The 13,233-nt window shown below is 59.1% G+C and carries 11 protein-coding genes and 1 pseudogene; 5 read left to right on the forward strand and 7 right to left on the reverse strand.

Features of this window, described 5'->3' with window-relative positions; all coding sequences use genetic code 11:
• Positions 1-107: 107 nt before the first annotated feature.
• Together RHP74_RS20465 and RHP74_RS20470 are read right to left on the reverse strand one after the other, a co-directional pair.
• Positions 108-902, reverse strand: coding sequence for an exodeoxyribonuclease III (locus RHP74_RS20465; RefSeq protein ID WP_083376269.1), 795 nt, complete (start codon positions 900-902; stop codon positions 108-110).
• Between the two features lie 97 nt (positions 903-999).
• Positions 1,000-3,570 carry an EAL domain-containing protein gene (locus RHP74_RS20470; RefSeq protein ID WP_311096196.1) on the reverse strand — a complete coding sequence of 857 codons (2,571 nt, stop codon included), beginning with the start codon at positions 3,568-3,570 and terminating at the stop codon, positions 1,000-1,002.
• A gap of 122 nt (positions 3,571-3,692) precedes the next feature.
• Here RHP74_RS20470 and RHP74_RS20475 point away from each other — a divergent pair.
• A pseudogene (locus tag RHP74_RS20475) lies at positions 3,693-3,835 on the forward strand (GNAT family N-acetyltransferase); the annotation flags it as partial.
• A 151-nt stretch (positions 3,836-3,986) separates the two neighbouring features.
• Positions 3,987-4,289: a hypothetical protein gene (locus RHP74_RS20480; protein ID WP_409201915.1), complete on the forward strand. Its 303-nt coding sequence runs from the start codon at positions 3,987-3,989 to the stop codon at positions 4,287-4,289.
• 53 nt (positions 4,290-4,342) lie between these two features.
• Here the strand turns inward: RHP74_RS20480 and RHP74_RS20485 are convergent, their stop codons facing one another.
• From RHP74_RS20485 to RHP74_RS20500, 4 genes are all read right to left on the reverse strand, one after another.
• Positions 4,343-5,749 (reverse strand): DUF1254 domain-containing protein, encoded by a 1,407-nt coding sequence (locus RHP74_RS20485; RefSeq protein WP_145306016.1) that lies wholly within the window; start codon positions 5,747-5,749, stop codon positions 4,343-4,345.
• Positions 5,750-5,890: 141 nt separating this feature from the next.
• Positions 5,891-7,462, reverse strand: coding sequence for a GGDEF domain-containing protein (locus RHP74_RS20490; protein WP_154912795.1), 1,572 nt, complete (start codon positions 7,460-7,462; stop codon positions 5,891-5,893).
• Between the two features lie 65 nt (positions 7,463-7,527).
• On the reverse strand, positions 7,528-8,319 hold the full coding sequence (locus RHP74_RS20495) for an aldolase (protein WP_311096197.1): 792 nt from the start codon (positions 8,317-8,319) through the stop codon (positions 7,528-7,530).
• 20 nt (positions 8,320-8,339) lie between these two features.
• Positions 8,340-9,044, reverse strand: a complete 705-nt coding sequence (locus RHP74_RS20500) for a haloacid dehalogenase type II (RefSeq protein WP_311096198.1) — start codon at positions 9,042-9,044, stop codon at positions 8,340-8,342.
• Between the two features lie 108 nt (positions 9,045-9,152).
• Between RHP74_RS20500 and RHP74_RS20505 the strand changes: the two genes are divergently transcribed.
• Positions 9,153-10,001, forward strand: a complete 849-nt coding sequence (locus tag RHP74_RS20505; protein WP_282410640.1) for a LysR substrate-binding domain-containing protein — start codon at positions 9,153-9,155, stop codon at positions 9,999-10,001.
• A gap of 110 nt (positions 10,002-10,111) precedes the next feature.
• Positions 10,112-10,579, forward strand: coding sequence for a hypothetical protein (locus RHP74_RS20510; protein WP_077750256.1), 468 nt, complete (start codon positions 10,112-10,114; stop codon positions 10,577-10,579).
• A 71-nt stretch (positions 10,580-10,650) separates the two neighbouring features.
• Here RHP74_RS20510 and RHP74_RS20515 read toward each other — a convergent pair whose 3' ends face one another.
• Entirely contained in the window at positions 10,651-12,402 is a 1,752-nt protein-coding gene (locus RHP74_RS20515; protein ID WP_311096199.1) for a L,D-transpeptidase family protein, read from the reverse strand.
• 81 nt (positions 12,403-12,483) lie between these two features.
• Between RHP74_RS20515 and RHP74_RS20520 the strand changes: the two genes are divergently transcribed.
• Positions 12,484-13,188, forward strand: coding sequence for a murein L,D-transpeptidase catalytic domain family protein (locus tag RHP74_RS20520; RefSeq protein ID WP_010456104.1), 705 nt, complete (start codon positions 12,484-12,486; stop codon positions 13,186-13,188).
• The last annotated feature ends 45 nt before the right edge of the window (positions 13,189-13,233 follow it).

Below are 13,233 nucleotides of genomic sequence, written 5' to 3' on the forward strand. Positions count from 1 at the left end.
GGTCCTTATGCAGGGGCCGCGGATCTCTCCGCCGATGGGCGCCATGTATAAGGGAAAAAGCGGTTCGACTGACAATTGATTTAGCCAATCGCCCCCCCCTCTGAACATCAACGCTGTTTGCGCGAACTCAAGCGAATCCACGTCGGCGCATGGTCGCTGGCGTGCGGTTCGTTGCGCACCCAGGCATCGACCCCGGCCTCGTGCAGATAGGGGCTCAGCGCCGGGTTGAGTAGCAAGTGATCGATACGCAACCCCGAGTTCTTCTGCCAGTGCTGGCGGAAATAATCCCAGAAGGTGTAGAGCCGATCCTCCGGGTACAGATGACGCAGGGAATCGGTCCAGCCCTGATCCAGCAAGCGCTGGTAACACTCGCGACTTTCCGGTTGCAGCAACGCGTCCTTGAGCCACGAGCGCGGGTTGTAGATGTCCAGGTCGGTGGGCACCACGTTGTAGTCGCCGGCCAGCACCACCGGATGCTCGCTGCTTTGCAGGTCCTTGGCATAGGCGATCAGCCGTTCGAACCACGCCAGTTTGTAGTCGAACTTCGGCCCGGGTTGCGGATTGCCGTTGGGCAAATACAGGCAGCCCACCAGAATCCCGTGCACCGCAGCTTCCAGGTAGCGACTGTGCGTGTCGGTGTCATCTCCCGGCAGACCGCGCCGACTCTCCAAAGGCAGCGCATCACGGGCCAGAATCGCCACCCCGTTCCACGACGACTGGCCTTGCCAGATAGCGCCGTAGCCAATGGCCTCAAGCTCGGCGGCCGGGAATGCGCTGTCGACCGACTTGAGCTCCTGCAAACAGGCAATGTCCGGTTTTTCTCGCTCAAGCCAGGCCAGCAAATTCGGCAGCCGGGCACGCATGCCGTTGACGTTGAAAGTGGCGATTTTCAGGTTTTTCATAGGCCGGGGCTCGCAACGGATGGACGATATCCAGTTGTGACCGGAGTGCGCCATGGCAGTTGCGACGACAACTGAAGCAGGCGACTAAAGGTCCCCCTCACGAAGGATGCTCATCACGCGACGCCTTGAGCAATGGCAGCAGCGCCTGGTTTTCCATCGGCCTGCTGAGGTAGAAACCCTGCACCTCATGGCACTCGTCCGAGATAAGGAAGTCCAGTTGTTCCAGGGTCTCGACGCCCTCTGCGGTCACCGTCAGCCCCATGGCCTTGCCCAGGTTGATGATCGCCTGCACCACCGCACGGTCGTTACCGGTGCCGCTCATGGACGAGATGAAGCGCTTGTCGATCTTGATCCCGTCGAACGGATACGTGCGCAGATAACCCAGCGACGAATAACCGGTGCCGAAGTCGTCCATGTTCAGTCGCACACCCAGCTCCTTCAGCGAGTTCATGGTCGCAAGCGCGCCATCGACATCGTTGAGCATCACGTTTTCGGTGATCTCCAGCTCCAGTCGACTGGCCGGCAAACGACTCTGGATCAACGCCTCCCTGACATCCTCCACCACGTCACTGCGAACAAACTGCACGGGCGACAGGTTGACCGATACCATCAGCTCACCCGGCCAGGTCAGTGCCGTCTCGCACGCCTCACGTAAAACCCAGCGCCCCAAGGGGACGATCAGATCGGTCTGTTCGGCCAATGGAATAAACGAGTCGGGCCCCAGCAACCCCTGCACAGGATGCTGCCAGCGCAGCAACGCTTCGACCGAGACGATCTGCTTGCCATCGACGTGATAACGAGGCTGATAGTGCATCACGAACTCATTGTTCTTGATCGCCTGACGCAGGTCGTTTTCGAGTTTGCGGCGATGCTGGATCTGGTCATTCATGTGCGGCGCAAAGTAGCACCAGGTTTTCTTGCCGTCGGATTTGGCCTGATACAGCGCGATGTCGGCACATCGAATCAACTCCTCCGGCATGTGCCCCTGACGCCGGCTCAAGGCGATACCGATGCTCGCACCGATGTGCAGTGCGTGATGGTCATAGTGGATCGGCTGGTGCAGGCTCTGGAGGATACGTTCGCATATGCGGTCGATTTCCGTGTGGATGTCCATGCCATTGAGTACCAGCACAAACTCGTCGCCGCCCAGTCGGGCGACCAGGTCAATGTCCCGTGTGCACTCACGCAAACGGGTAGCCACCTCCAGCAACACCGCATCGCCGGCCGGGTGGCCGAGGGAATCATTGATCGGCTTGAAGTTGTCCAGGTCGATCATCAACAACGTCAGCGGCGCCGAATGCTCCTTCAGCACCAAAGCGTCTTCGAGGTAGCGCGCCAGCTTGTTGCGATTGGGCAGGCCAGTCAGCGCGTCGTGCAACGACAGATGCTGGATCTGCGCATGGGCAGCGACTTCATCGGTGATGTCACTGGCCGTGCCGCGGTAACCCACCACCGCGCCTTTGCTGAGTATCGGTCGCGCCGATACCCGACTGATCCGTTGCTGCCCCGACTGTTCGCGATAGGAGCAACGCAGGTGGCTGACGCTGTGCTCTTCGTCGAGCTTGTTCAGCCACAGCGACAAGGGCGTAGTGTCGCAATACAACAACTGCTCGATGCCCTGCCCCAGCCATTGCTGATCGGAAAACCCGGTGACGGCGCCAAAACGCCCCGACAGGTACGTGATGCGATGCTGGTCATCGATTTCCCATATCCAGTCAGACGCGGCCTCGGCCACTGCACGAAAACGTTCTTCACTGGCCTCCAGCGCCTGGTTCGACAAATCGAGTTTGATGTAACTGGCATCCACGTGCCCGGACGTGCGCAACACGTAACGAAAGAAGTAAGCCGTCAACAACGCGAGAATCAACAGCGCGCCGCCCAGTGGCGGCAGCAGTGACCAAAGCAGCTGATGGCCTGGCTGCTCGAGCTGCGAGACCAAACTATAACCGGTGCCCGTGAGTCCGACCGCAGGCTGACCGGGAGCAAGGGTGTTGTCAGGTGTGAGGCTCAAGTCATGCAAACCATAGTCGGCACTCAAGGCGCTGAGCTTCTGCGAACTCAATTGATCGACGAACACCAGCACCGACGTGCTTTGGGGATCGACCGCCGGCCTTTCGTCATTGGGCACGATCGCCGCCGCCGTCAATAGCGCGGGCTGCCCCTCGAAGAGCGTGAACCGGCTGATGGGGGCAAGCAGGCTTTCCTGGCCCTGCACCTCCTCGATCAGTGCTGCCATCGCTATCGACAGCCAGGCCGCCGCGTCGCCCTGGACCTGAAGGCCGCGCACCACGGCGTATTTGGTTCGCTGAGGGTCGACCACAAAAACGCCGTCGTAATGATCCAGGGTGAACAGGGTTTTGCCCATGTTCTGCTCAACGTAAGCCCACTGCGCGTCAACTTCGCCATTCAAATGATCGTAGGCCGTGGTCCAGTTTGCATAACTGGCAACGTAGTTTTTCGAGGCTGAGATGCGGTTTTCCAGCGCGCGCTGGGTGTAGAACGTGGTCTTGGCCAAGTCCTGGGCATCGAGCCGGCCGGCAATGTTGAACAACGCAACCAGAGTAATCAGCACCCCCAATACAAATACCAGCCCGACAGACCAGACCAGGTTCCGTGTGATCGGTGTATGGCGCGCTGGTGCGGCGGCGGTCGTGGCGGTCAATTCCATGCATGGGATCCTGTCAATCGATTGCCTGCGTCCATTGACCATAGCAGCCAGGGTCCAACATCGCGCCACGACTATTGCCAATCGGCAGCCGCTACCCTGTGATGGCGCGCGTCGTCAACCTGCAACAGGAGGGCACCGTGCGCCACGAACGGATCATGCCGGATGGACGAACACGCACTCGCGACGGTCCAGCATCATTGATGAGAAATGGCCGTTGGTGCGGGAGAGTCTTGAGAAGAAGCTGAACGGATACAGCCCTCTCTGACATCTGCAAAACGACTGTGGGTACGAGCCAGTTCGCGAAGACGGTGATCACGCTCGTCGATCGGCCCCACCACTCGTCTTCCAACCGGCACCAACCGCCCCACCCTTCACACCAACATCAGGTAACGACTCATCTTTGGAGACGTACCCTGATGAACCTCAAAATGACTACGATTTTTCTGGCCGGATTGCTGAGCGCCGCTTCGGCGGCCACCTTTGCGGCCTCCGGCGATGGTGCTGATGCGACCGGTACGAAATCCGGCGCTACCAGCGGTTCGACCATGCCGCCCGATAACACCCCCGGCTCGCCCTCCTCCGGAAACAGTACGGATTCGGGTGGTGGCTCCGGTACCGGCACCAGCGGTGGGGCCAGCGGTTCAGGTTCCGGCGCGGGCGGCGGCACCGGTGCTGCCGGCGGTGGTACCGGTGGGGCTGGAGGTGGAACAGGCAGCTGAACGCATAAAAGCAGGCCGTGATGAACATCGCGGCCTGCTTTCATACGACACCTTCATAGCCGCTTGACGGGGGGTGGCTCCCACTTACCGTTAAGCGCCTCGGGCTTGGGTCCGTACAAGCGCATCGTCAAGTTGAACGGACCTTTTGGCGCGGGCAGCCAATTGGCTTCAAGTTCCTTTCCGGGACTTTCGTTCTGGAAGTAAATATCCAACGATTGATCCGCATTGGTCTTGAACGGCATCCAACTGCTGACCGCAAAACGGTTGAGTTCGTTGCCGACCTGGAACCCTTCAGAGTCGTACAGGGTGATCGACCAGAAAGCACTCACGGGCGGCACCTCTCCCTTGTCGAAATGCAGCACGTACTTGTTAGAACCGTCGAGCGGCCTGCCTTTGTCATCGCCGATATTTAACGGATAAATCGCATCCTCGGGCAGGTTGGCGCCGAGCCCGACTTGCGCAACGATGGCGCGTTTAAGGTAGTAGTTACCATAGACGCCCATGGTGTCGGTATTCATCGACCAACCGTTGACCACGCGCGCGAGGGTTGCAACCTTCCACTTCATCAGCGCCTGAGCTTCCTGGGGCACGGTTTGAAGTGCCGCCTGGACATCGGGATCGATTGCATCGAAATCAAACGGCTTGCCGGCCTCGATACCAATGCGCTGCATTTGCGCCAGTATCGGCTGGTCGGTGATGTGGGGCGGATGCACTTTGAGCAGCGCGGCGGCGTAGACGAAGTAATCGGCCGCTGACATCGTATCGATCTGAATTTTTGGCGGCGTCTTCATGTCCACCGCCGGGTCGATGTGCACCTTGATCGGTTCAACCTTTTCGCCTAGCCGCGACAACGGCGTCACAGTATAGCCCGCCTGAATCTTATGCACCGCAGCGTAGTCCGCAACTCCGTCGGTCTTGGTGCGACCAATGACCCAGACAAAAGGTGTGGGGGCGGGTAAATGATTCAATCCGGGCGGCACCGTTCCGGTCCATCCCGGCGGCGTCACCAGAAACTGACTGGCCTCTGTACCTGTCGTGCGCCAACCTGGCGAGGCAAAGACATCGCTCCACATATCAAGCATCGGCAACAAGTAAAATCGCCCGGCGGTGTCCGGTGCACTAATCACCAGCGGCTCCTGGGTCAAGTCGAGCCAGGCGATGGAATACAGGGTGTCGAAGTTCGACCGCACCACTCCCTTGAAATCTGCGGGCGGGTACTGCGGCACACTCACAAACATGTTCATCGGGCCCTTGCCAAACTCTTTGCCGGGTTCGATGTTGGTGAACTGCTTGCGGGTAAGATCCATGGTCAACAGCGGGTAAAAATACAGGTAGGCATCCACGCCGATGGCGTGAGCTTCTTGCTGCGTGATTTTCGATTGAGCCTGGCTGGCCAGCGGAAAGACAGCACAGGCTGCCAGGGTTAGAGCAACGGCTGTCAATGCTTGAGGTATCAACATTTCGGCGATCGTCCGTGCAATGGGGAGGTCTGCCGGGTTCGGCAGAGCTACGGACACTCTAGACGATCAAAACAACTGGATCTGACAGGGAGACCGACGGACGAGCGACTGTTGCACAGCTGAAACAACTGCAACCAATGCTTAACGATCGGAGCGCATCAACGCCTCCACACCGCCCTCAAGCGACAACACGGCCGAACGGTTTCGACCCGAATGCTTGGCCTGATAAAGCGCCGCATCCGCTCGTTCGATGAACAGTTCGATGCTGTCTCGCCCGGTCGGCACGAACGCGTAACAGCCAAGACTGACCGTCACATATCCCGTGGGTGAACCGTTGTGGGTGATGTTCTTGTCCATGACGCTGCGGCGGATCTGTTCGGCAATCACCAACGCACCGTGAATGTCGGTGTCAGGCAGCAGCACCGCAAACTCCTCGCCGCCATAACGCACCGCCAGGTCTGCTTTGCGGTGGCAGCAACCCTTGACCGCACGCGCCACTTCCGCCAGGCAGTGGTCCCCTGCGACGTGGCCGTAAGCATCGTTGTAGCGTTTGAAGTAATCGATATCGAGCATGATCAGGCTCAGCGAACTCGACTGCCGGGCGCCTCGGCCAAACTCGATGTCCAGCGCCTGCTCGAACAGTCGGCGATTGGCCAGGCCCGTCAGGCTGTCATGAGTCGCAATCAGCTTCAGTGCTTCCTTGGCCTTGCGCAAATCGGCCTCGACCCGCACGCCGACGCGCACCTGGCGAACGAACACCCAACCGAACAGACCGACACCCAGCACCACCAAGGCAACGATGACGCAGGACTGAAATGCGGTGTCGTACCAATCCTTGAGAATCGAATCCCTGGACGATGCCGCCGAGACCACCAGCGGATAGGCGTCGAGTTGACGGTAGCCATACAAACGTACAACGCCATCGATCACCGAGCTGATCATCGCGTTGCCGGCGGGCGCGTTGGGCAAGAGTTTATGAAAGATTTCGCCCTTGGCCAGGGATGTGCCGATCTGTGATTCCACAAACGGCCTTCGCGCCAGCAACGTGCCGTCGGTCAGCGCCAAAAACATCGAGCCGTTGTCATCGATGCTGAAGCTTTTGAAGAACTGATCGAAATAGGCCATTTTGATTCCGGCCAACACCACGCCCTGGAAGTTGCCGTTCTTGTCGTTCACCCGTTTGGAGAGCGGAATGATCCACTCTCCATTTTCCCGACTGCGAACCGCCGGCCCGATGTGCGCGAGGGTGGATGCGTTCTGCTGGTGGAACGTGAAGTACTCTCGATCCGACACGCCCGGACCGCGGGTCAAATCATCGAACGACGTCACGACCCACTGCCCTTGCTTGTCGAACAGAAATATCCCGTGCAATTGGTCGAGCGCCTGCGCCCGCCGGGCAAAGGTTTTCTGCAAGCGTGGCTTTTGGGCCGCGCCGTAGCCATCGACCTGAATCCAGTCCACCAGACTGGTCAACACCAAGTCGGCCTTCATGAAAGTGTCTTCGGCCTGCTGTGCCATGGCGCGAGCCAGGTTCGAAGACGCGACTTGCGCCACGTCCAGCGCGTGGCGCCGCGATTGCTCCAGTTGCAGATAAAGCAGACCACAGAGACACAGGCACACCGTCGCGATAAACAGCACCGCTGCCTTGAGCAGAGATAACCGTTTCAAAGCGCCGCCAGGAGTTTGCTGCGGGTCTTGAGTGAGGATAGGCAAAAGCTCGTCCTGTAAGGGCAAGGCATGGGCAAAGGCCCAAAGCCCTTAATTTTTGTGAGCTTAGTCTACCCGCTAGTGCGGGGCAATTGTCCTTTGGCCAGCCGCCGCATCGCACTGTGCAAATGCGCCCGAGCACTTTCGGCATCGCCCAGGCGCATTTGCTCGTAGGCCCGCCGGGCAATGTCGTGGGGCACCGGCTTGAGTTCGCGCTGGGTCGCCATGGCCATCAGTTGCACTTGCGCGGCACGCTCCAGGTAGTACAAATCATCCCAGGCTTCGGCGATGGTCGGCCCGGCGACAATCACCCCGTGGTTCTTGAGGAACAGGATGTCGGCGTTGCCCATGACACTGGCGATCCGGTCGCCTTCGGATTCATCGAGGGCCAGGCCGTTGTAGTTTTCGTCCACCGCCGTGCGGCCGTAAAATTTCAGCGCCGTCTGGCCCAACCACAGCAGCGGCGGACCTTGCAGCAAGCACAACGCCGTGGCGTGAGGCATGTGAGTGTGGAACGCCACTTTCACCCTCGGCAGCTGTTTGTGCAGTCGGGCATGGATGTAAAACGCGGTCGCCTCGGGCTGTCCTTCGCCGTCCACGACATTGCCGTGGAAGTCGCACACCAGCAGATTCTGCGCCGTCACCTCGGCGAATGCGTACCCGTAGGGATTCACAAAAAACAGATCATCCCGACCCGGCACCATCGCCGAAAAATGGTTACAGATGCCCTCCTCCAGGCCATGCAGCGCGGCCAGTTGAAAACACGCGGCCAACTCGGTGCGGGCGGTAATGACGGCATGTGAATCGAGGTTGAGATCGGCATAACGCGCGGAACGCGAACCGCCTGCAAGGGTGTGTGCCATGACGAGGTCTCCGTGTTTTGTTACCAGCCGAGGGATGTGAATAAAGGCACGACCTGATCCAGCGTGCTCAATATCTCATCGGGTCGGTAATCCGGCAGCAATTGCCGACCGGTGCCACGGTCAATCCATACACAACGAAAGTGCATGTCTCGGGCGGCGGTGTGATCCAGTGTCGGGCTGGCGCAGATGTGCACTACTTGATCTCGACTGACACCGAGCTGCTCATGAGCGTAGTCAAACAGGCGCGGATTCGGCTTGTACGCCCCAGCCTGTTGCGCAGTGATGACTCGATCGATATGCCCCCCGAGTTGCGCGACGTTGCCGGCGATGATGTCGTCGTCGGTGTTGGAGACGATGCACAGTTTGAAACCCATTGCCTTGAGTTTCGCGAGGGTCTCGATCACCTCAGGGAACGGCGGCATCCGCAGAATCGCGCCGGCCAACCGCTGACTGTCTTCGGGCCGACTCGTCAGCCCCAACTCCTCCAGGGCGAGCTGCAACCCGAGCGTGCTCAGTTGGCGAAACGAGCGATGCGGTGGAGTCTGCTCCAGCCGATGTTCATGCCGGTCGTAGACCTCGATGAGGCGATCGGCTTCAACGCTGTGGTCGCCCTTGTCGTGCAGGATGTCGGCGACCACGGCCTTGAGGCCTTCATCCCACTGGATCAACGTGCCGTAACAATCGAAGGTTAGCCATTCGGGACGCGGGGTATTTTCGAGTGTCATGTTTGTATCCTCTGAAGGGTGATCTTCAGATTACGAGCCGCTAGTGATAGTGTGAAATTAAATTAATGTCGATTAGTCAGTAGAAAATCAAATATCAAGGAGATCGCCATGCTTGATCTTGAATTGCTCAAGACCTTCGTCTGCGTGGTCGATGAAGGCAGCTTCACCCGCGCTGCCGAACGCGTGCACCGAACCCAATCCACGGTGAGCCAACAGGTTCGCAAGCTGGAAATATTGGTCGGTCACCCCCTGCTCCTGCGTGACCGAACTGGTCAGAACGTCACCGTCACCGAGCATGGCGAACTGTTGATTCACTATGCCCGACGCTTGTTGGCCCTGTCCTCTGAAGCCGTTGAAGCCTTGGCCAGCGACCTGGATCTGGAGATCCTGCGCATCGGCGTACCGGAGGACTTTGATGCGCGGCGTATGGCGCTGATCCTTGCCGGTTTCAATCGCGCCCGCCCGCACGCCCGGCTGGAAACCGTGAGCGGCATGAGCACGGATCTGAAGCAGAAACTCGCATCGGGTGAGATCGACATCGCCTTGGTCAAACGCGAACCGGACAGCGGACCGTGCTGGGCGGCGTGGCCGGAAGTGCTGGTGTGGGTCAAAGGCGCGGGGGTGGACTCGGCCAACGGCGTGTTGCCATTGGCGTTGTTTCCGCAAGGGTGCATTTATCGGCAGCGGGCAATCCGCTTGCTGGACGTGGCACAGCGCCCCTGGCGCGTGGCGTTTGGCAGCCATAGCTTGACCGGTATCCAGGCGGCAGTCGCTTCGGGGCTGGGGGTGTCCGTGCTGCCGGCTTCGGCGGTGTTGCCGGAGCACAGCGTGTGCACCGATCTGCCGGAGTTGCCACCGACGGAGCTGGCGTTGATCAGCCGCGGGGGCGCGTTGACCGGGTTACAGCGGGATTTGGTGGAGTTTTTGCGGGAGGAGTTGGCGGTCTTGGGCAATTGAGTGTGAATAGAAATGATTTGTCACGCTTGTGTCGCTGACATGACGCAGGGCAAAGCGCGGATAGCAGTGAAGGAGCTACGATTACTCTTACACCACGACAGGGAATCGAAATGAGTAAGGCAGACGAACTCGCGGCGAAGTTGAAACAGACCCGGTCTACCAGCGCAGATCAGATGATCGACAGTTGGCCCGGCCAAGTCTACGAGTTGTATGAGCAGATCGAGGCGTGGCTGAAGCCGCTGACTGAGGTAGGCCTGATTCTGCGACGCAATCCGACACATGTCTTCGAGTGCGATTCAGAGGGTGCGACTTTCGATTACGCGATCGACCAGCTTCTGATCGAAGGCAATGAGCACGGCATCACCTTCGACCCTGTTGCGCGCTTCACTGAAGATGGCGCTGGGCGTGTCGAGATTCACTCGACGGGCAAAGAACTCGCGCTGTTGCGCACAGTGGACGCGGATGGCGAGACACATTGGTGGTTGCAGGTGATTGAGCAGGCCGGACAGCAACTGGATGCGGTTGCGTTGACGGAGAACAATTTACTTTCGGTGGTGCAGGAAGGTCTGCAGCTTTAACACCCAGACGAACAACGAAGACAGATCACCCACACCGGAAAGGGGACGGACTTACTATCAAGTCCAATCCCCTACTGCCGCGCCGGTCCCGCCGCCACCACCGACCCCACCGCCGAATGCAAATCCAGCACTGGCATCGGCGACGGCCGATTCAGCGCCCGCAACACCGGCGCATCGTAGCCATACACATCAGGCTTGAACGCCACTCGCCCGTCGCTGCCCAAATCCACGGTCCAGTACGCCAGCAACACCGGCACTTTCACCGGAAGCCGAATGTTCTCGGTCTTGCCGCTGGCCAACTGCTTTTGAATACCTTCGCTGTTCCACCGGACCGGGTCGTTGAACAACAATTCCACAAGCTGCAGCGGATTCTCTACCCGAATGCAGCCCGAGCTGGTCGCGCGGATGGTTTTGGCAAACAACTCGCGGTGCGGTGTGTCGTGGAGGTAAATCGCATAGTCGTTGGGAAAGCGGATCACCACCCGGCCCAGCGAACTTTCAGGCCCGGCGTCCTGGCGCAACGTGAGGCCGCGTGGATTGGTCCAGTCCACACTCGATGGATCGAGCACATTGCCTTCGCGATCAAGCACTCGAATGCGATTGGCGGCGAGGTAGCCCGGGTTGCTCTGGATCTTCGGCAACACGTCCTCCTTGAGGATCGTCGGCGGCACTGTCCAGGTCGGGTTAAACGTGATGTAGGTAATCTGCGCCTGGAAGACTGGCGTATTGCGCGCCGCTTTACCGACCTGCACCCGGGATCGCCAGATCGGCACGCCATCGCGGTACATCGCCACCTTGTAGCCGGCGATATCGACGATGACGAATGTGCCCTGGAGTTTGTAGAGCAGCCAACGTGCACGCTCCATGTTCACACGGACCTGGTCGATGCGTGCATCAACGGGCACGTTCAGCGCTGCCAGTGTTGTCGCCCCTGCCATGCCGTCCGCACTCAGGTATTGCTCGTTCTGATACTTTTTCACCGCGGCGGTGACGGCGCCGTCGTACTGGGTGCCGTGGATCAATCGCGGATCGAGAAAACCGGCCGCGACCATCCTCGCGCGCAATTGCGCGACCGCCGGTTCGTCCATGCCGGGTTTGAGCGAATGGTCGACAATCACTTTCGGCCAGCCGCCCCGGTCCCGAATGCCGCGCAATTGCGCCAGGGCCTGACGCAAACCGACGTACACCGCTTCTTGCGGCGGTGCCTGGGCAAAAGCCTTGGCCACGTCGTGATTGTCGAGTGCGGCGAAGAAAGCATTGAAGTCGTCACGTGGATCGACGCCATTCGAATCAAAATTCCAGTGAATGTCGAGCCGCGAAGGGTCGACCTTGCCCCGCCGCAACTGCAGCAGCGCGGTGATAAACGTATGCGTGGTCGCCAAATCGAAAGCCGCCCGCTGCTCGGGCGTCACCGGTGTCGTCCGCATCGTGGTTTGCGACCGAACCAATTCATCGATATGAAAGTCCGCCGGGGTCAAGCCGTCGGACTCAGTCGCGTTCAGGCTGGCGATCAATTGCGCGACATCGCTGTCATTGGTCCACGCCGCGCGATAGGCACGATGGGTATAAAAATCCATGACCAGACGGCTGACATCCACTCGACGATTGCGTGGTGCGGTCAGCAGCGGAGGAAAAGCGGTTTTCAGCGGTTCAAGCGTGGCCTGAATCGCTTTACCGACGTTATCATCCGCTCCAGCCTCGATAATGGAGGTAGGCGCATTTAGCGGCTCAATCGACGACGTTTGCCCAAGTGCTGTGCCGCTTATCAGAAAGCCCATAAAAAATACGCGGCTTATGACGAATAACCTTGTTAAAAGCACCATGAATAATCCTTAATCCCCCGCATTCAACGCCCGGCTGGCAACGCACTGCTAGACTCGAACTTAACATGATGAGACATCTGTATGGCGCCACTACGTTTTGGCTATCTATTCTCGGCCCTGCTACTGACTGCAATGTCCGTACCGTCAGCCTACGCCGATTCGCTCGCGGCCGCCCTCATCAAAGCGGCCCCGAAAGCTAACGCCAACGTCATCAACCTCGCCGTTCGCGCTTCGCAATGCAGCATCGCTCAAGGCAAAGCGCCTGTCCAAAGACTTGCGGTTATTGATTATTCGCTGCCTTCGACCGAGCAACGTCTATGGGTGTTCGATTTAAAGAAGCGCAAGTTGCTGTTTCATGAACTGGTCGCCCATGGACGCAATAGCGGCGAAAACATGGCCGTCAACTTCTCCAACCAGAATGAAAGCTTCGCCACCAGCCTCGGGTTGTATCGCACCCAGCAGAGCTATGTCGGACAGAACGGTTACTCGCTACGCATGGAAGGCCTGGAGCCGGGTTTCAACGACAACGCGTTTGACCGGGCCATCGTGATTCATGGCGCGCCTTATGTGAGTCCGGTCCTGGCCCGTGCGAATGGACGTATTGGCAGAAGCCTCGGCTGCCCGGCGGTCAGACCCGCGGTTGCTCGTCGGCTGATTGATTCGATGAAGGGAGGCCAACTGTTGTTTTCCTACTATCCGGATCAGCGTTGGTTGAAGTCTTCGTCGTATATCAATTGTGGCAGCGGCACGGTGGCTGATACATCCGCGCCAAAAAAACACCTTTAAGAACAGGCGCCCGTCCAGTGGCGCCTCCCTCCTGCTTCACCGCGC

Source organism: Pseudomonas sp. SG20052 (assembly GCF_031766055.1).
GTDB lineage: Bacteria > Pseudomonadota > Gammaproteobacteria > Pseudomonadales > Pseudomonadaceae > Aquipseudomonas > Aquipseudomonas mandelii.

Coding starts and splice junctions, on each gene's coding strand:
- RHP74_RS20465 (WP_083376269.1), bottom strand. CDS start 902: ATGAAAAACCTGAAAATCGCCACTTTCAACGTCAACGGCATGCGTGCC.
- RHP74_RS20470 (WP_311096196.1), bottom strand. CDS start 3,570: ATGGAATTGACCGCCACGACCGCCGCCGCACCAGCGCGCCATACACCG.
- RHP74_RS20480 (WP_409201915.1), top strand. CDS start 3,987: ATGAACCTCAAAATGACTACGATTTTTCTGGCCGGATTGCTGAGCGCC.
- RHP74_RS20485 (WP_145306016.1), bottom strand. CDS start 5,749: ATGTTGATACCTCAAGCATTGACAGCCGTTGCTCTAACCCTGGCAGCC.
- RHP74_RS20495 (WP_311096197.1), bottom strand. CDS start 8,319: ATGGCACACACCCTTGCAGGCGGTTCGCGTTCCGCGCGTTATGCCGAT.
- RHP74_RS20500 (WP_311096198.1), bottom strand. CDS start 9,044: ATGACACTCGAAAATACCCCGCGTCCCGAATGGCTAACCTTCGATTGT.
- RHP74_RS20505 (WP_282410640.1), top strand. CDS start 9,153: ATGCTTGATCTTGAATTGCTCAAGACCTTCGTCTGCGTGGTCGATGAA.
- RHP74_RS20510 (WP_077750256.1), top strand. CDS start 10,112: ATGAGTAAGGCAGACGAACTCGCGGCGAAGTTGAAACAGACCCGGTCT.
- RHP74_RS20515 (WP_311096199.1), bottom strand. CDS start 12,402: ATGGTGCTTTTAACAAGGTTATTCGTCATAAGCCGCGTATTTTTTATG.
- RHP74_RS20520 (WP_010456104.1), top strand. CDS start 12,484: ATGGCGCCACTACGTTTTGGCTATCTATTCTCGGCCCTGCTACTGACT.